The 23,443-nt window shown below is 63.7% G+C and carries 19 protein-coding genes and 2 pseudogenes; 15 read left to right on the plus strand and 6 right to left on the minus strand.

The window, feature by feature from the left end; genetic code table 11:
- Positions 1-122: 122 nt before the first annotated feature.
- The gene (locus AADZ78_RS12975; protein WP_085250970.1) at positions 123-4,493 is read left to right on the plus strand and encodes a PPE domain-containing protein; all 4,371 of its coding nucleotides are present in this window, start codon (positions 123-125) and stop codon (positions 4,491-4,493) included.
- A gap of 290 nt (positions 4,494-4,783) precedes the next feature.
- Complete coding sequence (locus AADZ78_RS12980; protein ID WP_085250963.1) at positions 4,784-5,812, plus strand: alpha/beta hydrolase; 1,029 nt, start codon at positions 4,784-4,786, stop codon at positions 5,810-5,812.
- Positions 5,813-5,850: 38 nt separating this feature from the next.
- Here the strand turns inward: AADZ78_RS12980 and AADZ78_RS12985 are convergent, their stop codons facing one another.
- Positions 5,851-6,078 carry a hypothetical protein gene (locus AADZ78_RS12985; protein ID WP_085250964.1) on the minus strand — a complete coding sequence of 76 codons (228 nt, stop codon included), beginning with the start codon at positions 6,076-6,078 and terminating at the stop codon, positions 5,851-5,853.
- An 89-nt stretch (positions 6,079-6,167) separates the two neighbouring features.
- Between AADZ78_RS12985 and AADZ78_RS12990 the strand changes: the two genes are divergently transcribed.
- The 7 genes and pseudogenes from AADZ78_RS12990 to AADZ78_RS13020 all read left to right on the plus strand — a co-directional run bounded on the left by AADZ78_RS12990 (position 6,168) and on the right by AADZ78_RS13020 (position 14,459).
- A complete protein-coding gene (locus tag AADZ78_RS12990) occupies positions 6,168-7,604 on the plus strand; it encodes a serine/threonine-protein kinase (RefSeq protein WP_085250965.1) in 1,437 nt (478 codons plus the stop codon).
- Positions 7,605-7,667: 63 nt separating this feature from the next.
- On the plus strand, positions 7,668-10,286 hold the full coding sequence (locus tag AADZ78_RS12995; protein ID WP_276063426.1) for an FHA domain-containing protein: 2,619 nt from the start codon (positions 7,668-7,670) through the stop codon (positions 10,284-10,286).
- A 332-nt stretch (positions 10,287-10,618) separates the two neighbouring features.
- On the plus strand, positions 10,619-11,866 hold the full coding sequence (locus AADZ78_RS13000) for a YcaO-like family protein (protein ID WP_085250966.1): 1,248 nt from the start codon (positions 10,619-10,621) through the stop codon (positions 11,864-11,866).
- Positions 11,863-12,843 carry a Gfo/Idh/MocA family oxidoreductase gene (locus AADZ78_RS13005; protein ID WP_085250967.1) on the plus strand — a complete coding sequence of 327 codons (981 nt, stop codon included), beginning with the start codon at positions 11,863-11,865 and terminating at the stop codon, positions 12,841-12,843. The genes AADZ78_RS13000 and AADZ78_RS13005 overlap by 4 nt, the downstream gene beginning before the upstream one ends.
- A 115-nt stretch (positions 12,844-12,958) precedes the next feature.
- Positions 12,959-13,549: pseudogene (locus tag AADZ78_RS13010) on the plus strand (decaprenyl-phosphate phosphoribosyltransferase); the annotation flags it as partial.
- Between the two features lie 37 nt (positions 13,550-13,586).
- Complete coding sequence (locus tag AADZ78_RS13015) at positions 13,587-13,976, plus strand: helix-turn-helix domain-containing protein (protein WP_239656855.1); 390 nt, start codon at positions 13,587-13,589, stop codon at positions 13,974-13,976.
- A complete protein-coding gene (locus AADZ78_RS13020; RefSeq protein WP_239656735.1) occupies positions 13,977-14,459 on the plus strand; it encodes an RNA-guided endonuclease InsQ/TnpB family protein in 483 nt (160 codons plus the stop codon).
- A gap of 459 nt (positions 14,460-14,918) precedes the next feature.
- Here the strand turns inward: AADZ78_RS13020 and AADZ78_RS13025 are convergent, their stop codons facing one another.
- The 3 genes from AADZ78_RS13025 to AADZ78_RS13035 all read right to left on the minus strand — a co-directional run bounded on the left by AADZ78_RS13025 (position 14,919) and on the right by AADZ78_RS13035 (position 16,888).
- Positions 14,919-15,230: a hypothetical protein gene (locus tag AADZ78_RS13025; RefSeq protein WP_085250903.1), complete on the minus strand. Its 312-nt coding sequence runs from the start codon at positions 15,228-15,230 to the stop codon at positions 14,919-14,921.
- Between the two features lie 213 nt (positions 15,231-15,443).
- Positions 15,444-16,268 carry a hypothetical protein gene (locus AADZ78_RS13030; RefSeq protein ID WP_085250904.1) on the minus strand — a complete coding sequence of 275 codons (825 nt, stop codon included), beginning with the start codon at positions 16,266-16,268 and terminating at the stop codon, positions 15,444-15,446.
- On the minus strand, positions 16,265-16,888 hold the full coding sequence (locus AADZ78_RS13035; RefSeq protein ID WP_239656734.1) for a TetR/AcrR family transcriptional regulator: 624 nt from the start codon (positions 16,886-16,888) through the stop codon (positions 16,265-16,267). The genes AADZ78_RS13030 and AADZ78_RS13035 overlap by 4 nt, the downstream gene beginning before the upstream one ends.
- Before the next feature lie 106 nt (positions 16,889-16,994).
- Here AADZ78_RS13035 and AADZ78_RS13040 point away from each other — a divergent pair, with 106 nt between their 5' ends.
- Together AADZ78_RS13040 and AADZ78_RS13045 are read left to right on the plus strand one after the other, a co-directional pair.
- The gene (locus AADZ78_RS13040) at positions 16,995-18,629 is read left to right on the plus strand and encodes a class I adenylate-forming enzyme family protein (RefSeq protein WP_085250906.1); all 1,635 of its coding nucleotides are present in this window, start codon (positions 16,995-16,997) and stop codon (positions 18,627-18,629) included.
- Between the two features lie 146 nt (positions 18,630-18,775).
- Positions 18,776-18,916 (plus strand): annotated as a pseudogene (locus AADZ78_RS13045) (amidohydrolase); the annotation flags it as partial.
- A gap of 255 nt (positions 18,917-19,171) precedes the next feature.
- Here AADZ78_RS13045 and AADZ78_RS13050 read toward each other — a convergent pair.
- Entirely contained in the window at positions 19,172-19,954 is a 783-nt protein-coding gene (locus AADZ78_RS13050) for an SDR family oxidoreductase (protein ID WP_085250908.1), read from the minus strand.
- Positions 19,955-20,075: 121 nt separating this feature from the next.
- On the opposite strand from AADZ78_RS13050, the gene AADZ78_RS13055 reads away from it, so the two are divergent.
- The 3 genes from AADZ78_RS13055 to AADZ78_RS13065 are packed head-to-tail and all read left to right on the plus strand — an operon-like array spanning position 20,076 to position 22,068.
- Complete coding sequence (locus tag AADZ78_RS13055) at positions 20,076-21,491, plus strand: hypothetical protein (RefSeq protein ID WP_085250909.1); 1,416 nt, start codon at positions 20,076-20,078, stop codon at positions 21,489-21,491.
- A gap of 8 nt (positions 21,492-21,499) precedes the next feature.
- Positions 21,500-21,835 carry a hypothetical protein gene (locus AADZ78_RS13060; RefSeq protein ID WP_085250910.1) on the plus strand — a complete coding sequence of 112 codons (336 nt, stop codon included), beginning with the start codon at positions 21,500-21,502 and terminating at the stop codon, positions 21,833-21,835.
- 2 nt (positions 21,836-21,837) lie between these two features.
- On the plus strand, positions 21,838-22,068 hold the full coding sequence (locus AADZ78_RS13065; RefSeq protein WP_204800750.1) for a hypothetical protein: 231 nt from the start codon (positions 21,838-21,840) through the stop codon (positions 22,066-22,068).
- Positions 22,069-22,370: 302 nt separating this feature from the next.
- On the opposite strand, the gene AADZ78_RS13070 is transcribed toward AADZ78_RS13065, so the two are convergent.
- Positions 22,371-22,592 carry a transposase gene (locus AADZ78_RS13070; protein WP_169726315.1) on the minus strand — a complete coding sequence of 74 codons (222 nt, stop codon included), beginning with the start codon at positions 22,590-22,592 and terminating at the stop codon, positions 22,371-22,373.
- 449 nt (positions 22,593-23,041) lie between these two features.
- Here AADZ78_RS13070 and tnpA point away from each other — a divergent pair, with 449 nt between their 5' ends.
- Entirely contained in the window at positions 23,042-23,440 is a 399-nt protein-coding gene (gene tnpA / locus AADZ78_RS13075) for an IS200/IS605 family transposase (RefSeq protein ID WP_085250916.1), read from the plus strand.
- The last annotated feature ends 3 nt before the right edge of the window (positions 23,441-23,443 follow it).

Here is a 23,443-nt window from a genome sequence, read left to right on the forward strand (position 1 = left end):
TTGCTTGGTTTGATCGGGGCGGTTGCTCCGGTGTCGTCGCCCGGGAGGCGCGCGATGGTGTCTTTAGTCACGGGAACGCCGACGGTGGCCAATGTAGTGGCGATGCGGAACGGATGGATCTCATGAGTTTTTTGGTGTTGCCCCCGGAAATCAATTCGGTGCGGATCCTGACGGGTCCGGGGTCGGAGCCAATGTTCGCAGCGGCCGCGGCGTGGAACGGTGTGGCCAGCGAATTGAATGCCGCGGCAGCCTCATTCGGGTCGGTCATCTCGGGACTAGCGGGTCAATCCTGGCAGGGGCCGGCGGCGCTGGCCATGGCGGCCGCGGCTGCTCCCTACGCCGGGTGGTTGAGCGCGGCAGCCGCCCAAGCCGAGGGGACGGCGGGGCAGGCCCTGGCGGCGGCAACCGTATTTGAAGAGGCGCTGGCCGCGATGGTGCATCCGGCGGCAGTGGCGGCCAACCGTAATGCACTGGTATCGCTGGTGATCTCGAACCTGTTCGGTCAAAATGCCCCGGCGATCGCGGCCACCGAGGGCCTCTACGAAGAGATGTGGGCCGCAGATGTCGCCGCGATGGTGGGCTACTACTCCGGGGCATCGGCGGTGGCCGCGCAGCTGACACCATGGGCGGCGGTGCTGCCCGGCATCGATGGCGTTGACTTCAGTATCTCGATCTTCGGGTTGCAACTCGTGCAGTCCGGTACCGCCCACGCCAACACGACCTTTGGTGGGCTGGCAGTCGCCTCCGGCGCCAACAGCTCGGCCACTGCCGACCTTGCCGATATCGCCTTTGCATTCGGAAGCGGCAGCAGCGCCGCGGCGACCGGCGGCGTCCTCAACATCGCCGGTGTGGGCGGCAGTAACAGCAAAGCCAGCGCTACCGGCGCGGTGAACATCGGCACCGGTGCCCTCGCCTTCGGTGACAACAACACCGTCACGGCCAGCTCCATCGGCGTTGCCAATATCGGAACCGTCGCTGCCGCATTCGGCAACAACAACACGGTCTCAGCCATGGCCAACGGCGTGCAAAACAACGCCACGGTGGCCGCCGCGTTCGGCAACAACAACACCGGGGTTTCCGCGGTGGTCAACGGTGTGGAGAACACCGGCGTTGTGTCGGCCGTCTTCGGCAGCAACAACAACGGGGTTGGCGCCGACGCGTTCGGCGTGGAAAACAACATCATCGTGGCCACGGCCGCCGGCAGCGGCAACAGCAATGTCCATGCCGGCGCCGGCGGTACGGGTGCCAACGAGGGCGTTGTGGCGGCTGCGTTTGGCAACAACAACACCGCCGTCGGAGCGGTTGCGACGGGAGTCGGCGGCAATCTCGGAACCGTTGCGTTGTCGTTCGTCGGTAACAACAACAACATCACGGCCGAGGCGCTCGGCGGGGGACATATCGGGACCGTCGCCAGCGCGTTGTTCGGCGACAACAATGTGGTCAAGGCCAGCTCGATCGGCTTGGACAACATCGCCACTGTGGCCACGGTCGGCGGCAGCGGCAACGGCGGGGTCTCGGCCCAGGCCAGCGGCGCAGAGAACATCGCTACCGTGGCGACCTCGTTCGGCAACAACAGCCCCGTGGTCGCGGCAAACGCGCTCGGTGTGGGAAATATCGCCAACGTGGCCACCTCGCTGGGTAACGGCAATAGCGTCAACGTCAATGTGATCGGCGCAGGAAACATCGCCACCGTGGCGACCTCGGGCGGCGACAACAATGGCGTCGGCGCCAGCGCCGTGGGTGTCGGTGCCAATATCGCCCAAGTAGCAACAGCTTTCGGCAACGGCAACAGCCAGGTAAGCGCCGATGCCGGCGGTGCCGGCGGCAATATCGCTACCGTTGCCACCGCGTTCGGCGACAACAACACGGCCAAAGCCAGTGCTTTCGGCGCGGGGAATGTCGCTACGGTGTCGTCGGTGTTGTTCAGCAACAACAACGCATCGGCGGCAGAAACCATCGGCGTCGAGAACATCGCCACGCTGGCCACGTCGTTTGGTGACAACAACAACGTCTCGGCCGAAGCCAAGGGCGTCGGCGGCAACATCGCGACCATCGCCACGGCCGTCGGCCAGGGCAACACGAAAGTCGATGCCGATTCGGGCATCGCGGGTGGCAATATCGCCACGCTGGCCACCGTGTTCGGCGATAACAACTCCGCCCAGGCCAGCGCGTTGGGTGCCGGCAATACCGCCACCCTTGCCACCGTGTTGTTTAGCAACAACAACGTTTCCAACGCGAGCGCGCTGGGCGTGGAGAACATCGCCACCGTTGCCACTTCGTACGGTCACGGCAACAATGTCTCAGCCAGTACGCCCGGTGTTGGTGCAAATATCGCGACCTTCGCCACCGCAATAGGCCAGGGCAACACCCAGGTTCATGCCGAGGCGGGCGGCGGCGGCGGCAACACCGCGACTCTGGCCACCGCCATCGGTGACAAGAACGCGGTCTCGGTCACCTCGACCGGCCTGGGTAATACCGCCAACATCGGCACCGTCATCGGCAACAGCAACACAGCGAATGTCAACGTATTCGGCGTGGAGAATATCGCCACCATCGCAACCGCATACGGCGACAACAATGGTGTCGCCGCCGGCGCACCCGGCGTCGGCGCCAATATCGCGACCATCGCCACCGCGATCGGCGACGGCAACAGCCAGGTCAGCGCGACGGCGGGCGGTGCGGGCGCCAACATTGCCACTCTGGCCAACGTGTTCGGTGACAACAACACGGCGGTCGTCAGTGCGATCGGCGGGAACAATATCGCCACCGCTGCCACTGGCATCGGTAACAACACTGGGCTGTCGGCCAGCTCGTTCGGCCTGGACAACATCGCGACGTTGGCTACGTCCTACGGCGACGGCAACGGCACGGTCGCGGCCGAATCCGGTGGCGCGGGCGGCAATATCGCCACCCTGGCCACGGTGTTCGGCAGCGGCAACAGCACCACCGGTGCCCACGCGATCGGTATCGGGGGCAATATCGCCACCCTGGGCACCGTGATCGGTGACAACAACACCACAGTCTCAGCGAGTGCGACCGGCTCGGGCAATATCGCGAGTGCTGCTACCGCCATCGGTGACAAGAACTCGGCGGAAGTCAACGTGTTTGGCGTGGAAAACATCGCCACGTTCGCGACCGCTGGCGGTAACAACAATGGGCTTGCCGCCAGCGCAACGGGTATCGGCGGCAACATTGCCACCATCGCCACCGCGATCGGCGACAGCAACAGTCAAGTCAGCGCCGCGGCGGGCGGTGCTGGTGCCAATATTGCCACCTTGGCTAATGCGTTCGGCGACAACAACATCGCCACGGCCAGCGCTACCGGCCTCAACAACCTACCCACTGCCTCGACCGTGATCGGCAGCGGCAATGAGATGAAAGTCAGCGCGTTCGGCCTGGACAACATCGCCACGTTGGGGACCGTGATCGGTGACGGCAACACCGGGGGTCTGGTCGAGGCCGGGGGTGTGGGCGGCAACATCGCGACCCTGGGCACGGTGTACGGCAACAACAACACCGCGGCTGTGGCCAGGGCGGTGGGTGTGGGCGGCAATATCGCAACCTTGGGAACCGCATTCGGTGACGGCAATGCGGTCAAAACCACCGCGACCGGCATCGGCAATGTCCCTACCGCCGCCACGGCGATCGGTAACAACAACTCGGTGACCGCCGACGTCTTCGGGGCGGAAAACATTGCTACCGTGGCCACCGCGATCGGAGACGGCAACAGTGGAGTGCTGGCCGAGGCCGGCGGCGCTGGAGGCAATATCGCCACCCTGGCCACCGTGTTCGGCAGCGACAACACCACTGTTTCGGCCCGCGCGATCGGCCTGGGCGGCAACGTCGCTACCGGCGCGACCGTCTTGTTCAGTGACAACAACTCGGCCACAGCGGTCGCGAACGGCGCGGGCAATATCGTCACCCAAGCCATCGTTTACAGCGGCCAGAATTCCGCCGCGGCCACTGCCACCGGCGTGGGCAACATCGCCACCGCCGCCACGGCCATTGGCGCGGGCAACGGGGTTGGGGCAAGCGCCGGCGGCGTGGGCGGAAATATCGCCACCGTCGCCACCGCCTTCGGCGACAACAACACCGTCGCAGCCGGCACCGGCGGGCTCAATATCGGCGGTGTCGCCACCGTCGTCGGCTTCGGCAACACCGGTGTCGAGGCCCGGGGCCATAACGTGCTGAATTTCGTCAATGTCGCCACCGTCGTCGGCGACGCCAACAACGGGGTGGTAGCCGGCGCGAACGGCACGGCCAACATCGCTGTCGTCGTCGGGGGAGCCAACTCAGCCCTGGCCGGCGACCAAACCGGGGGCGTTAGCTATGGGAACCTTGCGATCGTCGTTGCCAACAACGGCATCGCCCGCGCCTTCAACGGCCATCTCAACCTCGCTATCGTTTTCGCCGACCACCTGTCGGCGCTAGCGGGTCCCGGCAGCTTCAACGTTGTCATCCGGCCACTGCCGATACAACCCGTAACGCAATAAGGCCCGCCGTACCTGCTCGATGGCCCGCCGCGACTGGCCGCGCCTATTTCTTGGTTTCATAGCGTGCCCGTATCGACGAACGGTCCGGAAATGGCGTGTTCAACGGCATCACGCTGACCGTCAAATAGCGACCTCGTCACGGTCACGCGACAACACATATTTCAAAGTCCGTGTACCCCACTGTCCCGCCGGATAAACGTGACAAACGCTACAACTGGAGCGTGAGCCGCGTCACGTTTGGCGTCCACCGGCCAGGGTATTCGGCCGGCATCATTAGGAGTTGATCTCAAATGGTTACGGAGGAGTATCCCGATCACTGGTTGCCCGGCAAGGCGATTGAGCGGCGAATGCACCACCGCCGGAGTGCGCGATCGCGTGCAGTCTCGTTGGCCAGCCGCCTAATAGTCAAGAATGCCGTGCGCGCATGGGCCGTGCAGCCGAACTTACGCTGGCCATTCGAATACGTCGACGGATTTGTCGGTTTGCTGCCACGTTTCAGGTCCGCGGTGAAAATCGAGCCGGTACGTCTTGAGCGCTGCACCGCCGAATGGGTTTGTGCGGCCGGGGTATCCCCGACACGGGCCATCCTTTACCTGCACGGCGGCGCGTTCCTCACCTGCGGCCTCAACACGCACCGGTCACTGGTGAGTCGCTTGTCGAAGGCAGCAGAAGCCGGCGTACTCAACATTGGATATCGAAAGCTGCCTGAGCATCAGATAACCGAGGCGATCGACGACGCAATCAGCGGGCTCACCTGGCTGAAGGATCACGGCTATGACGATGATCGAGTCGTTGCTGCAGGGGATTCGGCTGGGGGATACCTGGCGTTCATGGCCACACTCTCCGCCATCCAGAATCGCGTTGCCAAGCCAGCCGGAATTGCGGTGGTCTCGCCATTCACAGATGCGGATCCCGCGCGAAAACTCAGGCACCCCAACGCCCGCAAGTGCTCGATGTTCACGTGTGGAGCATTGTCGATGTTTGCGCGATATCTCAGCGAGGTCGAGCTCCAGCAGAAACGAGGAAATTCGCCGGGTCAGATTATCTCACCGGTAGATGCCGATCTGTCGGCGTTGCCGCCGGTCGCTATCCACGCAAGTTCCGACGAGTTATTGCTCCCGGACGCCGAACTCATGGCGAAACGCCTGGAAGCGGCGGGAATCCGATGTGATCTACACCTTTGGGACGGACAAATTCACGACTTCCCGTTGGCGGCCGATGTATTGCCCGAAGGCAGGCGGGCCATTCAGTACATCGGCGAATTTGTCAAAGATGTCACTGCTGACTACGACGAGCCCGTCACAGCCGCAGCGGGATAGGGCCGCTTATCAGCGCATTTCGCGAGGCGCTTTTACATTCAGCTCTCGCGGTCGTCGAATTCCTCCAGCTCCGGGTCGATCGGGACCGGTTCCCGCTGTTGCTGCCAGTCGGACGCCGTCGTCTCGAGCGGCACGTCACCGTAGGGGGGCGTGCCTTCGTCCTCCTCTTCGGACGAAAAGGACGAAAAGTCGGAGGTTGGGCGCTGTTGCTCTACGGCATCGGCGATGGGTATGTCGTCGCGGAACGCGCCGTCGGCGTCGTGCATGGACTGCGGGTTCCCCTCGTATTGCGATCAAAAACCGGATAGGACACCGTATGCGCGTTTGCGCCCGTCCGGCGGGCTAAGCTGCGGCCATGTCGCTCGCGGAAGGTTCGACGTTCGCAGGCTTCACCATTATCCGGCAGTTGGGGTCCGGCGGGATGGGTGAGGTCTACCTAGCCCAGCACCCGAGACTGCCCCGGCAAGACGCGCTCAAGATCCTGCGCGCCGAGGTATCAGCGGATGGTGAGTACCGGGAACGGTTCAACCGCGAAGCCGACGCCGCTGCCTCGCTGTGGCACCCGCACATCGTTGCCGTACACGACCGCGGTGAACTCGACGGCCAGTTGTGGATCGACATGGACTTCGTCGACGGCACCGACGCCGTGCAATTGCTGCACGAGCAGTATCCCAACGGGATGCCCGGCCCGGAGGTTACCGAGATCGTCACCGCGGTGGCCGAAGCGCTGGACTACGCCCACGAACACAAGCTGCTGCACCGCGATGTCAAGCCGGCCAATATCCTTATCGGCCGGCCCGATTCCCCAGATCGCCGAATCATGTTGGCAGACTTCGGGATCGCCGGCTGGGTGGGTGAATCGAGCGGGTTGACCGCCACCAACATGACGGTGGGCACCGTATCGTATGCGGCGCCCGAACAGCTCATGGGCGACGACCTCGATGGGCGGGCCGACCAGTACGCACTGGCGGCGACGGCGTTCCAACTGCTGACCGGCTCGCCGCCGTTCCATCATTCGAACCCAGCCGTGGTGATCAGCCAGCACCTCAGCGCGTCGCCGCCGGCCATCGGCGATCGCCGTCCCGGACTGGCGCAGCTCGACCCGGTCTTTGCCAAGGCACTTGCCAAGAATCCCAAGGACCGCTACCTACGGTGCATCGACTTCGCACGGGCGCTGGGCCATCATTTGGGCGGCGGCGCCGATCCCGACGGCACGAGTCCCTCACTGCCCGCCGCGGTGCCGGCTGGTTCCAAACGTTCGCTGGTGCGGCCCGCCGTCATTGTCCCCGCGCTGCTCGCGATACTGCTGGTTATCGCCGTCGCGGCGGCCCTGCATGAGCTCCAGCGTGCCGACGACGAACGCGCCGCACCGGCCGCTCCGGCGCAGACCACGACAGGGACCACCAGCTCCGTGGTCGCTGCTACGCCGGCGCCCGCCACGACGCCGCAGACGACACCGTCGACATCTGGGGCTGCCGCCACCACACCGACGGCTCCATCAGAGCCCCTGCCCGTCGTCGCCATCGGTGCCGCCTGCTCCCCGATGGGCAGCATCGGCACCACAAAGACCGGGGCGACCGCCTACTGCTCGACGCTGCAGGGCACCAACACCACGATCTGGTCGCTGACCGAGGGCACCGTGGCCAGCCCGACGGTAACCGCTACGGCCGAGCCGACCGAGGCACCGCTACCCACCGAACAGGAATCACCGATACGCGTGTGCATGCAGCAGACCGGCCAGACGCGGCGTGAATGCCGCGAGGATATCCGCAGAGGCAACGGTTGGCCGTGACAGGCGTAGTACATGTCGACGTCCTAGCGTTTATTGGAGCCGGTGCCGATACAGTTGGTGCTGATGACTCAAACAGCCGCCCCGCCGGCGCTGACCGTGCGGTATGCCGGAGCCGAACGTACTTTCGCCGCAGGACATGACGTCGTCATTGGACGTGACCTGCGGGCCGACGTCCGCGTCGCAGATCCGCTGATCTCCCGAGTACACCTGCTGCTGCGTTTCGACCAGGGCCGATGGATAGCCATCGACAACGGCAGCCTCAACGGGTTGTACGTTCACGGCCGCAGGGTGCCGGTCGTTGACATTCAGGACGGCCAGCGGGTCAACATCGGCAACCCCGATGGTCCCGCGCTGGATTTCGAAGTCGGGCGCCACCAGGGTTCGGCCGGGCGGCCCCCGCAGACGACGGCAATGCCAATACCGCCCCGGCCCAGCGGACCAGTCTCGACCTATGGCCCGCCGCAAACCGGTGCGTACACCCACAGCCCGCCGCCGCAGGCGCCGTCGACCACGCGGATGCCCGGCGCCCAGCCAAGCGGACCGCTGCCGCGATTCCCGTCTGGGCCGCAGCCGGTCCGGCCGCAAACCGGCGCGCATCAAGCACCACAGATTTACCGGCCATCAGCCGCGGCACCCCCGACGTCCGGTCCCGCGGTATCCCCGGCCCCTCCCGTGGCTCCTCGCGGCGGCACCGCGGCGGGAAACGTCGCAACGTCGATGATGAGGATCCTGCGGCCGGGCAAAGGCATCGGGGAGTTGCCGCCGGGCTCGGTCAAGATCGGCCGGGCCGATGACAACGACATCGTCATTCCCGAGGTGCTCGCCTCACGGCATCACGCCAGCCTGGTCCCGACGGAGGCGGGCACCGAGATCCGGGACAACCGCAGCATCAACGGCACCTTCGTCAACGGCACCCGGGTCGAGTCGGCACTGCTGCACGACGGCGATGTGGTCACCATCGGCAACATCGACCTTATTTTCAGCAACGGCACTCTTGCGCGTCGCGAAGAGACTCTGCTGGAAACCCGTACCGGTGGCCTTGATGTGCGCGGGGTGACGTGGACGATCGAGGGCAACAAGACGCTCCTGGACAACATCTCGTTGACCGCGCGCCCTGGAATGCTGACCGCCGTGATCGGCCCGTCGGGCGCCGGCAAGTCCACCTTCGCCAGGCTGGTGGCCGGCTACACACACCCGACGAGCGGCACGGTGGCGTTCGAAGGCCACAACGTGCACGCCGAATATGCCTCACTGCGCAGCAGGATCGGTATGGTGCCGCAGGACGACGTGGTACATGGTCAGCTCACCGTGAAGCAGGCGCTGATGTATGCGGCAGAATTGCGGCTTCCGCCGGACACCACCAAGGACGATCGCGAACAGGTGGTTGCCCGGGTGCTCGAGGAACTCGAGATGAGCAAGCACCTCGAAACACGCGTCGACAAATTGTCGGGCGGTCAGCGAAAGCGCGCGTCGGTCGCCCTGGAGCTGCTTACCGGGCCGTCGCTGCTGATTCTCGACGAGCCGACATCGGGTCTGGATCCTGCGCTGGACCGACAGGTCATGACCATGCTGCGGCAGTTGGCCGACGCTGGCCGGGTGGTGCTCGTGGTCACCCATTCGCTGACCTACCTGGATGTTTGCGATCAGGTTCTGCTGCTGGCACCGGGAGGCAAGACCGCGTTCTGCGGACCGCCGAGCCAGATCGGCCCGGCCATGGGAACGACAAACTGGGCCGACATCTTCAGCACCGTTGCCGACGACCCGGACGGGGCCAAGGCCCGATACTTGGCGCAGACGGGTCCGCCCCCGCCGGCGCCGCCGCCAGAGCAACCCACCGAGCTTGGCGATCCGTCCCACACGAGCTTGTTCCGGCAGTTCTCGACGATCGGTAGGCGGCAGCTGCGGTTGATCATCTCCGACCGGGGCTATTTCATCTTCCTTGCGCTGTTGCCGTTCATCATGGGGTCGTTGTCGATGTCGGTACCGGGCGACGTCGGCTTCGGTTTCCCGAACCCAATGGGTAATGCCCCCAACGAGCCCGGCCAGATTCTGGTGCTGCTGAATGTCGGTGCGGTCTTCATGGGGACCGCGCTGACGATCCGCGATCTCATCGGCGAGCGCGCCATCTTCCGGCGCGAACAGGCGGTCGGGCTGTCTACCAGCGCGTACCTATGTGCCAAGGTCTGCGTCTACACGGTGTTCGCGGTGGTCCAATCGGCGATCGTGACCATCATCGTGCTGGTCGGCAAGGGCGGTCCAACCCAGGGCGCAGTGGCATTGGGCAAGCCGGGTCTGGAGCTGTTCGTCGACGTCGCCGCAACCTGTGTCGCGTCCGCGATGCTGGGGTTGGCGCTGTCGGCTGTGGCGAAATCCAACGAACAGATCATGCCCCTGCTCGTGGTCGCGGTCATGTCACAACTGGTGTTCTCGGGCGGCATGATCCCGGTGACGGGACGTATGGGACTGGACCAAATGTCATGGGCCACACCCGCGAGATGGGGTTTTGCGGCGTCGGCGTCCACCGTCGATCTGATCAAATTGGTGCCCGGCCCATTGACTCCGAAGGATTCGCACTGGCAGCACACGGCCGGCGCGTGGTGGTTCGACATGGCCATGCTTGCGGTAATCAGCGTCTTTTATCTCGGCTTCGTGCGCTGGAAGATTCGTCTGCAGGGCGGCTAAGAACCCGCATCGAGGGGCATCGATCTCCCCCGATTGGGGGACAGACCGATACGCCGTTCGGTGGCTAACGCGCGTGCCGCCGGTCGTGCAAGATAGCGGTTACCGGCGGAAAGCCCCGTTACCGCCGATGTCGGTACCTCGAGAGGAGGTGACCTATGTCTCACGACATGCTGTTCGGCACGACCGAAGGCGAGATCGAAGGCGAGCTTCACGTCGTTGCGATCTGCTTTTCGATGGAGTGATACGCGGGTCAATTCAGACCACACGGTGGTGGGGAACTCGTAGCTGATTGCGGGTTCCCCACCGCTAGTTTTCCGAAGAAGATATTTCGTATGCCGAATTCGTGTCCGTCCCGCACGGGGAAGTTCGGCCCGGATTGGTCTCATTGGCCGACTCGTTCGCTTGGCTCAGGTGACCCCGCTGTAATTAGCCACCATCAAGGCACCCATCGCACCGTTAGCCCCGAGGAGACTTGGCTGGCTGTACAGCCGCTGCTTGGACCGGCCGGCATCACCCGGATTGCCGACATCACCTGGCTGGACGAGATCGGTATTCCCACGGTGCAGGTGGTGCGGCCGGCCTCGCTGACGGTGTCGGTGAGCCAAGGAAAAGCCAGCAGCTATCGCGCCGCTCAGGTATCGGCCGTGATGGAATCGCTCGAATACTGGCACAGCGAAAATGCCGCTCCTGACTTACGGTTTACGGCTACCGAAGACTTGATCTCGGCGTTGACCTACGATCCCGCTCTCCTCGACCGCCCGCCCGGTAGCTTCTATCACTCCCGCGCCAAGCTCGACTGGATGATCGCGACGACCCTGCTGACCGGCCGCCGGACATTGGTGCCGTCGGCGGCGGTGACGGTCAATGTTGCGGTCAGCGAGAGTTGGGGACCGCCGATGTTCACGATGCACACCCAAGGTCTGGCCTCGGGCAACAGCTACTACGAAGCTGCATTGCATGGCCTTTACGAAATCATGGAACGGTACTGCCTGGGTGCGGCGGTGGCAGATTCGACTATGTGGGAAGTTCCGGCTGACGATGTCGGCGGCGCGGAGTGCGCCGATCTAATTGGAAAGGTTTATGGCTCCGGTAGTGAATTGCGAATCGCCCGCATCGACGTCTGGAGCGGCTACTTCTGCTTCGCCGTTGAGTTGATTTCAGCGAAGCTGGGGGCGCCGTTCTTTGGCAGTGGGTTGCACCACGACCCCAACGTGGCGTTGTCGCGATCGATTACCGAGGCTGCTCAATCGCGACTTACTGCGATCAGCGGAGTTCGCGAGGACATCCCGTCGACACTCTTTGAGCGGTTCGCCAACACACAACCCGTCGCCGCTCAGCGCTCGACGATGCGCCTTTCGGCGGCGACGCCGACTCCGTGGCAGGTTGTGAGTACCGACTCGCTGCCTGCGCTGGTAGCCGAGGCAGCGACCGCGGTCGCCGCGCGAACCGGGATAGAACCGCTGGCGGTGGTGTGCGATTTTCCCGGTGCCTGCGTTCCCGTCGTCAAGGTTATTGCGCCCGGCCTGTTGTTGCCGGCGGCTGCATCACCGATGCGGACCCCTTTGCACGAGCCGGTATGACCGCCCTCGAACGCAGGACAAAGGTAGTTCTCTGTGGCAGCAATTACGGCGCCTTCTACGTCCCGTCTTTGCAAGAGCTGAATGACTCATTCGAGTTAATCGGCATACTCGCGGCTGGAAGCGAACGTTCGGCGCGACTGGCTGCACGGCAGAAAATTCCTCTCTGGGCTAGTGTCTCAGAAATTCCGACTGACGCTGACGCCGCGATTGTCGCGCTTCCACCGACGGCGGCAGCAACAGTAGCCAAACAGCTGATTCGTCGGGGCGTCCATGTCCTGATGGAACACCCGGTACGCAGTGACGTGCTCCGCGACCTGCGTCAGGAAGCTCTGTCGGCAAAGGTAACTCATTTCGTAAATTGCCACTTCGCGGAGCTCAGCTCGGCGCGCGCATTCATTGATGAATGTCGTCGACGGCGTGATTCGAGCCCACCGACGTACGTCTCCGTCGTTACTGCGCCTCGTGCGGCGTACCCCACTTTCGATGTTCTCGGACGTGCGTTGGGTTCGCTTGCTGCGGCACATCTTCAGCATGAACAGCCGCCGCCAGCGACACCGAAGCATCCGTTCGCGAGCTTCTGCGGGGTGATCGACGAAGTTCCGCTGCGCGTGCAATGCAGCCAGGACGTCGGGCCGGTCGACGATGGTAGCGACAGCCCGGTTCCGCAGCGGGTCGAGATCGGATTTCGAGACGGAAGTTTAGTTCTGCACTCATTCGCTGGCCCGGTCCTATGGTTGGAAACTCTGCGGCTGGCCTTGCGCGGATCTACCAACCCGCTATGGCGCATTCACTCGCCAGAACCTCCAACGTTTTCCCGATTACTGAAAGACCGGGTTAGCGCGAACAGTGGAATGCTGCGGGAATTTCGTCGGAAAATCGACACTGGCAATGAGCCTGTGCACCAGTCGACTGACTGGTTGAGCACCCTGTCAGAGCTCGCAACGACGGTTCGGGCACGTCCGGTCACGTCGGATTGACGCGGGCGCTGGAAGATTCGCCTCAAGGGTGGCAGATCACTGGCGTCGTTTCGTCACATCGCGTGCGCTGATCCCGTCATAATCGACACTCGTGGTCAGTCGACTGTCGTCCGAGATGCGGCCGCCCTCCGTTGCGGCGGCGGGCATTATCAAAGCGCTGCGGCCGCGGCAATGGATCAAAACGTGTTGGTCGTTGGTGCTTCGTTGGCCACCGTCGGCGGCGATCACGACTTCCGTGACGTTTTCTACAAGGCGGGCATCGCGTTGGTGGTGTGCTGCCTGGCCGCTTCCTCGATTTTCTGATCAACGATATCCGCGACGCGGATGCCGACCGGCAGCACCCCGTCAAATGCTCCCGTCCCCTAGCCGCCGGGGTGGTTTCGCCGGCGCTGGCCTGGACCTGGCCATCGCGCTGGCCAGCGCGGCCTTGGCGGTCTCGCTGGCGACGGTCCCCGCGCTTGCCCTGGTCGTCACGACCTATCTGGCAATGCAGTTCGGCTACTGTTTTAGCCTCAAACACCAAGCGGCGCTTGACATTTGCATCGTCGCATCCGCGTACTTGATCCGAGCGATCGCATGTGTGGCCACTGGGATTTCGCTGTCACCGTGGTTTCTCGTAGTGATCGCCTTTATCGCGCTGTTTATGGTGGCAGGCAAGCGCCACGCGGAACTGCAGCTCGCCGAACGTACGGGTGCCCAGATTCGCAGTGGGACGCTGTGCTGGCCTCATGAGGCGGGCGTAGGTGTTTCGGCTGCGTCCGACAGCCCGTCAGCACATCGCGTTGGCGGCGTGCGTGGACTCTCACCGCGAGTTGTACAACGCCGCGTTACAGGAACGCCGGGATGCGTGGGTGCACAGCAAGACCCGCATCAACTACGGGGATCAATCCGCGCAGTTGACCGACATCGGGTCGGCGCGCCCGGATGTGGCGGTGTGGTCGTTTGCCAGTCAACAGGCCACGCTGGGTAGGCTCGATAAGGCGTTCGGCGGATTCTTCCGGCGAGTCAAGACGGCCAAGCCCGCCGTGAAGCCGGGCTATCGGCGGTTTAAGGGCAAGGCCGGGTTTGGTTGTGTGGAGTGGCCTAAAGACGGTGACGGCGTTCGCTGGCTGCCCGGCACGAAGCGGGTGTAGTTGCAGGGGATCGGCCAGGTCAAGGTTGAACTGCACCGCCAGGTGGCGGGCCGGGTCAAGACTATCCAGATCAAACGCCAAGGCCGGCGCTGGATGCTGGTGCTGTCGTGCGACGACGTGCTAACCAATCCAGTGCCGGTCACCGGTCGCCAGGTTGGGATCGATGTCGGCATCGCGAGTTTGGCCACCACCAGTGACGGTGAGCACGTCGACAATCCGTGCTGGGGCCGGGCAGCGGCGGACAAGCTGGCTGCGGCGCAGCAGCGGCTGGGCCGAGCAAAGCGCGGGTCGAAGAGCCGCCACGAGCGTCGGGAGACTGTCGCTGCGTGTCATCGCAAGATCGCGAACCAGCGTAAGGACTTTCACCACAAACAGGCCCGTAAGCTCGTCGCGGGATATGACCTGTTGGTGGTGGAGGATCTCAAGATCGCCAACATGATGCGGCGGGCCAAGCCCGTTGTCGATGAGGATCATTCGGGGTAGTTTTTGCCCAACGGCGCCCGGGCGAAGTCCGGGCTGTCAAGGAGTATTGGGGACGCGGGCTGGGGTGGCTTCGTCTTGATTCTGCGCGCCAAAGCGGAAGATGCTGGGCGTATCTGGATCGAGGTCGACCCCCGGCACGCTCCCCCGCAAGCGGGAGGTGCCCCCACGGATGGCTGCGAGGAATGTGGGTATGCAGCCGCCCAAAACCGGGTCACCCAAGCGGTGTTCGTCTGCCAGCGGTGCTCGCATCGCCGCGCAAGCGGACGAGATGGCCGCGCGCAACATCCTACGGGCCGGGCTGGCCCTTCACGCTCAAGCAGCGTGAGAAGAAGCCGGCGGCTTCCAGCCGCCGGAGAAGTCACGTTGTCCTCGAACTCCTCTGTGATGTCGGTTTGTTGGTGTGACTTCGAGCGTCCGGGGCGCACTTGGAGGATCCTCAATAAATCCTTGGGCGACCCATCAACCCTCCGAAATGATGTGCAGCCGGCGTGCGGCATATTCCGTATCCGAGATCGCGCCGCTCCCGTGCAGGGTCTCGAGATCGCGCAGGCGTTCGGAGATCGAACTGGAACCGGCACCGGTCGTAGGCCCCCACCCCTCGCCGAGCTCGATGAGCCGCAGCGCAGACAGCACGCCGGCCGCGGTAATCGGCAGTCCGAGGTAGAGCATCCACCCCGACGGCATTCCTGATCGGCTCAGCGCGAAGTAGTGCACGAGGAGCAAGAGGCCGACCATCCCCCCGATCGACACCACAACCACCTTGGTTTTCACTGGCTCGCTCCTTCTTGTGGCTCTCTGTCTATTCGCAGCCATGGGGCAAGGTGACTGCGGCAATGCGCTACCGATCCCAAACATGGGAGTGCCAAGAGGGTTCGTTTTCAGGCGGCTAAACGGTCCGGGACCGCCCTTGGAGGATTCACAACAGATTCTTGGAGTGCAGGTAGACGGCCGGTTGGCCCAGATCAAGGGTGCCTGTTGACCCGGTCAGGGGCGTGCGGCGAAAAACGTCTCGTTCGGCATGTCGGCGGTGAGCTCGTCTATATCGAAGGGGCGATCCAGGCGGGAATCTAGCTCGTTGCGATCGGCGAGTAGGCCGATCTCGGCGGTCTGTCGGGCAAAGAGTCGTCCGAACCGCGGGTAGAGCCAACGCATCAGGGCCCGCTCAGGTTTCGTGCAGTTGGCCGCGCAGTAGCCGACGTGCCTAATCTCGTCGGCAAGGATTTCGGTGTAGAGCCGCTCGATCCGTGCGGCAACGTCGGGTTCGTCGGCGAACAGCTCGACGCCCACCCGCCGCAGTTCGTAAAACATGATGCAGCCGGCCATTTCCGCCGCGCCCACAAACGCAAATCCGAGTCGTTCGGGGAGGAACACTTCCATCTTGACGAACTGGCGCATCACGAACGGCGGCACCACCACCTGGAACGGCAGACCGAACATGTCCAGCACGTAAGCCAGCAGACGGGTGTGATAGTGCTCCTCGAGCGCGATGTACACCCGCTCCGGTGGCTGGTCATCGCCGCCGATGCGCCCGTACGTGTCGCCCAGGTCGACACCGAATCGCTCCGCTTGGTTCAACTTTGCGGTGGCCAACAGGAACAGCAGTTTGCGATCGATGTCGGGCTCGGGCCGGCGGTGGCGCAGGTTCCGCATAAACACTCGCCGATCGACCGGGTGAGTCGAGCGCACCGGGTCCGCATCCAGGGCTGCGAAGAACTGTTCACGACTTGTCGGGCGTCGATGCAACAGATCGGCGTCGCCGTCGCGCCGGGCCAGAAAGTTACGGTAGCCCTCGATACCTGTTTCGCTCATCGTTCCCCCATCCCGTGAACGACCGTCTTGACGTACCGGTCCAGCAGCGTGTTCCGCGCCCGGGACGCGGGCGCGCCGGTGGCCAGCAACGCGAATAGCCCGGTCATAAAGATCACGCCGAGCTCGCCCGGGTCGGCTTCTCGAGATACCTGTCCGACGGCCTGCGCGTCGGCGACCGCGGTGATGACAAACTCGGCGAGCGGATGCTTACCCAGCGCATCCTCGATGGGTCGCGTCGGCGAGAAGTGCAAACCCAGCATGTCCCGGAACACCACCGGACCCAACCGGCGCTCGGCGGCTAGCACCTGGCGCACCAGCAGCGTGAGCATCGACGCCAGATCGTCTCGCTTGGTCGCTCGCGCGTTGAGCTTCGCTACGATCTTGGCCTCTTCGAGGCGCTCCAACTCGACCAGCACGTGCTCCTTGGTCGGGAAGTGAAAGTAGAAGGTGCCTCGAGCTACGCCCGCCGCCGCGACGATCGCCCCTACATCCGCACCCGCCAAACCGGATCGGCTCATCTCGGCCACCGCGGCTTCGAACACCCGCGCCCGTGTCTGAAGGCGCTGGGTCTCCCGCACGCCCGGCGAGCCTGCCTCCGTACCAGAGGTCTTCAACGGCACTTTGGCAACATATCGAATTTAACTGACACATGTCAATGACGAGCGTCAGCCAATTGTGTGGGGCAGCCCAGGGGCAGGGATCGCATCGTTTATCTATGATTTGGTAATGCACGCCGGTGCGCCGGACACGGTGCCCGCGATCCTGGGTGGGCCCGCATTCACCGCCAACGAGGCGGCCCGGAATCGCGCGGCCGGTTGGTGGTCCGATTCGACGCTGTCGGACGCGGTACGTCGTAATGCGGGACACTCACCCGAGCGGGCGGCCTTCGTCGAACCTATCGGCGTCTCGCTAAGTTGGTTTGAATTCGACTGTGCGGCAACAGCTCTAGCCGAACAGCTGAGCGGACTTGGGGTGACCCGTGGCGACCGGATCGCGGTATGGCGCGGCGACTCCGCCGCCACGCACGTGCTGTTGGTTGCCATCGAGCGTTGTGGTGCCATAGCCGTCGGCATCGGCGCGCGGGCCGGCACCCGGGAGGCCGGCCAGATACTGACCAGTGCCCATCCCAAGATCGTCGTAGCCGACGCACAGCGCCGCGAAACCGCGGGCGGCGTAGCCGCCGACCTGGCAGTGCAGTTACTGGTCCTGGCTGATGACGGGGGAGTGCCATTTCTAGACGTCGACGCGAAGTCCAGGCCACTATCGGTCGAGTCGCAACTGGGCCCCGACGACGTCTTTCTAATCAACTCCACTTCCGGGACCACTGGGTTGCCCAAGTGTGTGGTACACACCCAAAACCGTTGGCATTACTTTCACCAGAAGGCCGTTGCGAACGGGCTGCTCACGGCGGACGATGTGTTCCTGCCCGTCATACCCATGCCATTCGGCTTCGGAATATGGACCAGGCATACGACTCCGATCTACCTCGGCGCCACAGCGGTGATCCTGGAGCGATTCGGTACCAGGGCGGCGTGTGAGGCGATAGCCCACCATAAGGTAAGCGTGTTGTGTTGCGTCAGTACACAATTGACGGTGCTGATGGCTGACCGTGCTTGCCGGGGTTACGACCTGAGTTCGCTGCGTGTCGTTTTCACCGGCGGCGAGGCCTTGCCATATCGGCCGGCCGCCGGGTTTGAGGATCTCACCGGTGCCAAGATTCTGCAGTTCTACGGATCGAATGAGACCGGGTTGCTCAGTGCGACCAGGTTGGACGACCCTCGCGAACGCCGGCTGAAAACCGCCGGCCGGATCGTGCCGGAAATGCGGGTTCGGCTCTTCGACGGCGACCGAGATGTCACCGACACTGGGCGTGGCCAGCCCGCGTGCCGAGGTCCGGCGACCAGCCTTGGCTATCTCGGCGGCACCGACCACGACAAGCTGTTTACCCGTGACGGGTGGATGCGCATGGGCGACCTCTGCGAAATCGATGCCGACGGCTATCTGAGCGTCACCGGCAGGACATCCGACTTCATCGTGCGCGGCGGCAAGAACATCAGCGCGGCGCAAGTCGAGGAAGCAGTCACAACCCATCCAGCCATCGGGGTTGCGGCCGCGGTCGCGATGCCCGATCCGGTGTTCGGCGAAAAGGTTTGCCTCTATGCCGAACTCGCTGAACCCCGCAGCATCGATTTGCCTGAGCTCATCAACCATCTGCTGACACTGGGCGTTTCCAAAGAGCTGCTGCCCGAACGCCTCATCGTGGTTGACGAGCTACCCCGATCTTCCGGCGGAAAGATCGCCAAAGGCCAACTCCGCGAGGATGTTCGAGTAAGGATTGAGGCCAATCACGAACGTTTCTAACCCACGCCGAGGCGGCCTCGAAGTGCGGGCGCCATCAGTGGTCCCCCCGATCGGAGTCGAGCCGCGCGGGTGGTCCGCGGTCGCTGCGACGTCACGCCGGCAATACACATCCACACCGAGCTTCGTCACGGACACGGTGTAGTTGGCGGCCGATGTCGGAGTATGGCTTTGAGCCGGTGCGCTTCGATGAAATGCGCAGGGGCGCCTGGGATATCGACGAACGCGTCAAAGACATGGACCTCGACGGCGTCTACGCTTCGCTCAACTTTCCCTCGTTCCTACCGGGCGCACTAAGCTGCCGGCCGCGTTGCAACACAGCTTTGCGGCGCCACCGGGACAAGCGAATTTTCCGATAGCCGTTCAGGCCTGAAACCCGCTGTCTGTAGATCCCGCAAAAACGCCAAAGATGACACCGAATGGATACCGCTGGCGCACCTGGATCACGGACAGCGCCGAACCAATCCGTATCATTACCCGGGAAAGACTCCTATACGACGGAAACGACGAACCCGTTTGAAAATGGGCAGGCGAAACCATTCGCTTTAAGTGACCCATTCCGGTTGCTGGGCAGTATCGATGGCGGAGAAGTCCTTGTGGCCGAGGCCGGCAACGCACCCGCCGTCAACCACGAATTCTGAGCCGGTGGAGTAGCTGGACTCGTCGCTAGCGAGGTAGACCACCAAGTTGGAAACCTCCTGAGGTTCGGCCGCACGGCCCAGGGCGGTCTGAAAGAGGTCTTCGGGTACCCATTCGGTCATCGGTGTCTTGATGAGCCCGGGGTGGATCGAGTTCACCCGGATTCCATTGGCCCCCAGTTCCAGTGCCGCCGACTTGGTCAGACCCCGCACGCCGAACTTCGTCGCGGTGTAGCCGTGGCAGCCCATGGTGCCGGCCAGTCCTTCGATGGACGAGATATTGATAATGGACCCGCGGCCAGCGGCTTTCATGGGTTTGACGACCGCCCGGATGCCCAGGAACACACCGGTGAGGTTGACATCCAGGATTCGCTGCCATTCGGATAACGCATAGTCCTCGAACGTTCCGACGTTGATAATGCCGGCGTTGTTCACCAGCACATCGAGCTCACCGAACTCGGTCAGGGCGGTCTCGACCGCGGCAGCCCAGTGATCAGGGTTGGTGACATCGAGGTGGCGGTAGCGAGCGGTATCACCGACCTCGGCCGCCACCGCCTTTCCCGCGTCGTCAAGTATGTCGCCGAACACCACCTTGGCGCCTTCGGCGACTAGCGCTCGCACGTGCGACGCACCCATGCCGCGGGCTCCGCCGCTGACGAGGGCGACCTTGCCGGTCAATCGGTTTGGCATCGAATCTCCTGACGGTTGTGAGGTCTCAGTAGATAGTGCTCGGGGACCGGGCGATTGGTCCAGTTCCACTGGTCGAGGATGCCCCTTTGGGTGGCGAGTCGTTTCGGGTTAAGTTTCGTCGGTGAGCGACGTTGGGTCCATCGATGCGGCGTTGGCCGAGCTCCGTCAACTGTTGGGGACCGGGGAGCCGGCGGCGGTTACCGCGCCGCCACCGCCGAGCCTGGCACCGCCGTGGCCGGCGTGGACGGGCGATGCCAGCGATTCCGCGCGCGACATGTCCACTCAACTGGAGGGCAACCGCAACCGACTGCATGCGTGCCAGGTTTCGGCGACCGGCGTCATCAACGATGCGGCGACGATAACCATTGACGCGCGCACCCGGATCGCGGGCGTTCAAGCCGGTTGGGAAAGCGACAAGAAGGCGCTCTGGCCGATTGTGAACACCCCCAAGGGCAGAGCTGCGGTGCTGACCGCGGGCCATCGGCGCCTGCAAGAGGCCAGCGGGGTGATCCGCGACGCGATGGGACGATTCGCTGGAGCCGCGGACCGTCTGCAGGCGGTCGGCCTCGATCTTCCGCTCACCCCGGCACCCGGAATGCCTCAAGCTCCCGGAGACGATCAACGCCGTCGCAACCAGATTGACGCATTCAAGAAGGTTTTCGGTCGGGAACCGGTCAGCGGCAGCGACTGGGACACCGCCGCCGCCCTCGACCCACACAGTTATGACCCCAAAAACCAGGGAGTGCCGCCCAACATCGTGGTGGGACGAATCAAACCCGTTCCCGGGCAAGGAGTCGTCCGGACCAACATGTTCATTCCCGGCCGCGACGTGTGGGATCCCAAACTCGGTTGGCCGCCGTACGACAACAACCTCGGCGACAACCGAGGTTTCTCTCCTACCGTCGGCCCAGAGGGCTCGCGAGTGTCGATTTTTGTCGACTACGACAACGGAATCATCGTTGCCCGCCAGAACCCGTCGGTTAACGCCGATACCGGGCAGGTCCGGGTCGGTACGCCGGACATTTCCGCGACCCAACAAAGCAACGGTTCGGTGCTGATCAACTACAACGCCGCCGATCCCTTCTCCCCGGGCGGCGAGGGGCCTGCGAAAGCCATCCCGATCAGCGTCAACGGAACCTTGGCCATCGCACCCTCGCCGTCGGGCCCGCACGTGGGCGGGAACGTCACTACGTTCCCGGCCCTGGAGATTTACAGTGATCGACCCGGCGCCGTCGGCGTGCCCTTGTTGCAGTCGTGGCCGTCTTTCACCGACGACGCATCCGGCCCATTGGTGGGTTTGCCATTTCATAAGACGGTGGGGGACTACTCGATTGTCAGCGGGTTTAATGATGTATTCCCCGAGCTGCCCCGACCCACGCTGCCAACCACCCCGGGTGAATCGGTGCCGGCGCCAGCGATGCCTCGAATGACTGTGCTGCCGCCGTCGAATCTGACGCCATTGGGACCCGTCAGTGCCCCACCCCAGGTCGTCGTGCGTGACCCGCTCAACATGCCGCCGGTGTTCCTGCCGCGCTAGGACAAACGATGTCGTCCACACCGCCTCCGCAGGCCCACGAACGCCAAATCGATTGGTTGCGAGCTGCTTTCGCTGGAGCGATAGCCGGCGGTGTGTTGTGGGCCGTCGTCATTAAGGTGCTGTCGATCCTCGACAAGGCCCTGTCCATGGAGGTTCGGCTGGCTTATGCGGCCGGGGGAGTGTTCGTGCCGGTCCTGGTTGTCGGTCTGGTGCTATACCGGCTGGCGCGCCGGCCGGCGGTTCGCGTGTATGCGGTCGCGCTGTTCATCGCACCCTGCACCGGGCTGGTCTTGCTGCTGTTTATGTTCGCGATCGGGCTTCCCGAGTTGTTGACAGGGCGATAGTCGTGGGCAACCACCGTTCTCCCGTAATGATTTTGAGTGGTCTGGCAGGTGGCTTGGTATTTGCCTGCATTGGCGCGGTTTTCTTCTGGCCAGCCGCACCCCTGCTGCCGTTCGTTCTTGGCATCGCCGCCATGCCGTTCCCAAAAGCTAAGGCATTCGCCCTTGGCGCCTGGGCGGCGGCGTGCGGCGTCCTCGCGTTCCTCATCACCCTCGTGGTCCTGCTTCTCATCTAAAGCGTGTCGAACAACTCGGTTGAGTGTTCGGCACCGCCCTTATCGGGCGTCCGGTGGTTCAGGCCGCTAGGGCGGTGTGAACGTCGGTTCCCGCGTCATCCGAGCTGGTTTCACCAACACGAGGGTGTTGGCCAGCGCCGTCCCGTCGGAGGGCATTGGTGGCCCGGCCTCCTGCTTGGGGGTCCGGGGATCGATGAAGGTCGTCGTGGTGGGTGTGGCCCCAGTGGGCCAGGTTCACCGCGGCGTTGGCGTCTCTGTCGGCGGAGTATCCGCAGCACAGGTGAACACCCGATCGGCCAGCGTCATTGCACGGTTGACTGCCCGAAGTGCGGGCATAGGCGGGTCGAGGGATACCAGCGGTCGGCTTCGACGAGGTGGCCTCCGCGCCACGCCTGCTTGTATTTGAGCAGGCGAGCGAACTCGGCCCATCCCGCATCGGAAATCGCACGGGCCAGCCGGTGGCTGGCCAGCATGCCTGCCACGTTGAGGTTCTCGATGACGATCCGGTAGGGGGTCTTGACCAACTCGCCCGATACTGGTGCAGGAAATGCCGCCGAACATTGGCGACCCGATGGTGGTGGCGGCCCAACCGGGCCGCGGCATCCTTGCGGTGTTGCGATCCTTTCCTCTTGCGTGACAACGACTTCGATAGCCGTCGCTGCTGTTTGATCCCGGTGGCGCATGCGTTGGGCGCATCGCTGACACGGCAACTTCTGTGCCGTCGGCGGCGGCGCCGACCAGGAACGCTGACAGGCCGCGGTCCACACCCACCCAGCCGCCCCCATCCGGCAGCGGCGGGCTACGAGAAGATCCCGTCCACTCCGGTGCGATCAAGAAGTAGGTAGCGCGGCGGACCCGGGGCTTCAGCCCTGGGGGTGAGCGCGTCAAGTGCGCAATGTGGTGGCCACTGCCGGGTGTGTTTCCGGGGTGTCGGGCGGGATATATAGCGGCTTGCTGTCTAATGTTGTCGGGTGTGGGTGTTACGTTGCGGACGAACGCGAATATCGCCTTCCAGTGCGCGTATCACGTGGTGTGGTGCCCGAAGTATCGCCGCCGGGTGATCGGCGGGCGTATGGAGGAGCGACTGAAGCAGGTCATTGCTGAGGTGATCAGTGAGAAGGGGGCGTGGTTGATCGAGATGGAGACCATGCCTGATCACGTTCATCTGTTGGTGGAGGTGGATCCGCAGTTCGGGATCCACAAGTTAGTGAAGGCTATCAAGGGGCGTTCGTCGCGGGTGCTGCGTGAGGAGTTTCCGTGGTTGCGGTCGCGGTTGCCGACGTTGTGGACGAACTCGTATTTTGTGGCCACTGTTGGCGGGGCGCCGTTGTCGGTGATCAAACGCTATGTCGAAAACCAGAAGACGCGGTGAGTG

Origin of the sequence: Mycobacterium riyadhense (genome assembly GCF_963853645.1) — a bacterium.
Taxonomy (GTDB): domain Bacteria; phylum Actinomycetota; class Actinomycetes; order Mycobacteriales; family Mycobacteriaceae; genus Mycobacterium; species Mycobacterium riyadhense.

What these genes read in the sequence shown, in the direction of transcription:
- AADZ78_RS12975 (WP_085250970.1), top strand. Translation starts at nt 123, where the DNA reads ATGAGTTTTTTGGTGTTGCCCCCGGAAATCAATTCGGTGCGGATCCTG.
- AADZ78_RS12980 (WP_085250963.1), top strand. Translation starts at nt 4,784, where the DNA reads ATGGTTACGGAGGAGTATCCCGATCACTGGTTGCCCGGCAAGGCGATT.
- AADZ78_RS12985 (WP_085250964.1), bottom strand. Translation starts at nt 6,078, where the DNA reads ATGCACGACGCCGACGGCGCGTTCCGCGACGACATACCCATCGCCGAT.
- AADZ78_RS12990 (WP_085250965.1), top strand. Translation starts at nt 6,168, where the DNA reads ATGTCGCTCGCGGAAGGTTCGACGTTCGCAGGCTTCACCATTATCCGG.
- AADZ78_RS12995 (WP_276063426.1), top strand. Translation starts at nt 7,668, where the DNA reads ATGACTCAAACAGCCGCCCCGCCGGCGCTGACCGTGCGGTATGCCGGA.
- AADZ78_RS13000 (WP_085250966.1), top strand. Translation starts at nt 10,619, where the DNA reads ATGCCGAATTCGTGTCCGTCCCGCACGGGGAAGTTCGGCCCGGATTGG.
- AADZ78_RS13005 (WP_085250967.1), top strand. Translation starts at nt 11,863, where the DNA reads ATGACCGCCCTCGAACGCAGGACAAAGGTAGTTCTCTGTGGCAGCAAT.
- AADZ78_RS13030 (WP_085250904.1), bottom strand. Translation starts at nt 16,268, where the DNA reads ATGAGCGAAACAGGTATCGAGGGCTACCGTAACTTTCTGGCCCGGCGC.
- AADZ78_RS13040 (WP_085250906.1), top strand. Translation starts at nt 16,995, where the DNA reads ATGCACGCCGGTGCGCCGGACACGGTGCCCGCGATCCTGGGTGGGCCC.
- AADZ78_RS13050 (WP_085250908.1), bottom strand. Translation starts at nt 19,954, where the DNA reads ATGCCAAACCGATTGACCGGCAAGGTCGCCCTCGTCAGCGGCGGAGCC.
- AADZ78_RS13060 (WP_085250910.1), top strand. Translation starts at nt 21,500, where the DNA reads ATGTCGTCCACACCGCCTCCGCAGGCCCACGAACGCCAAATCGATTGG.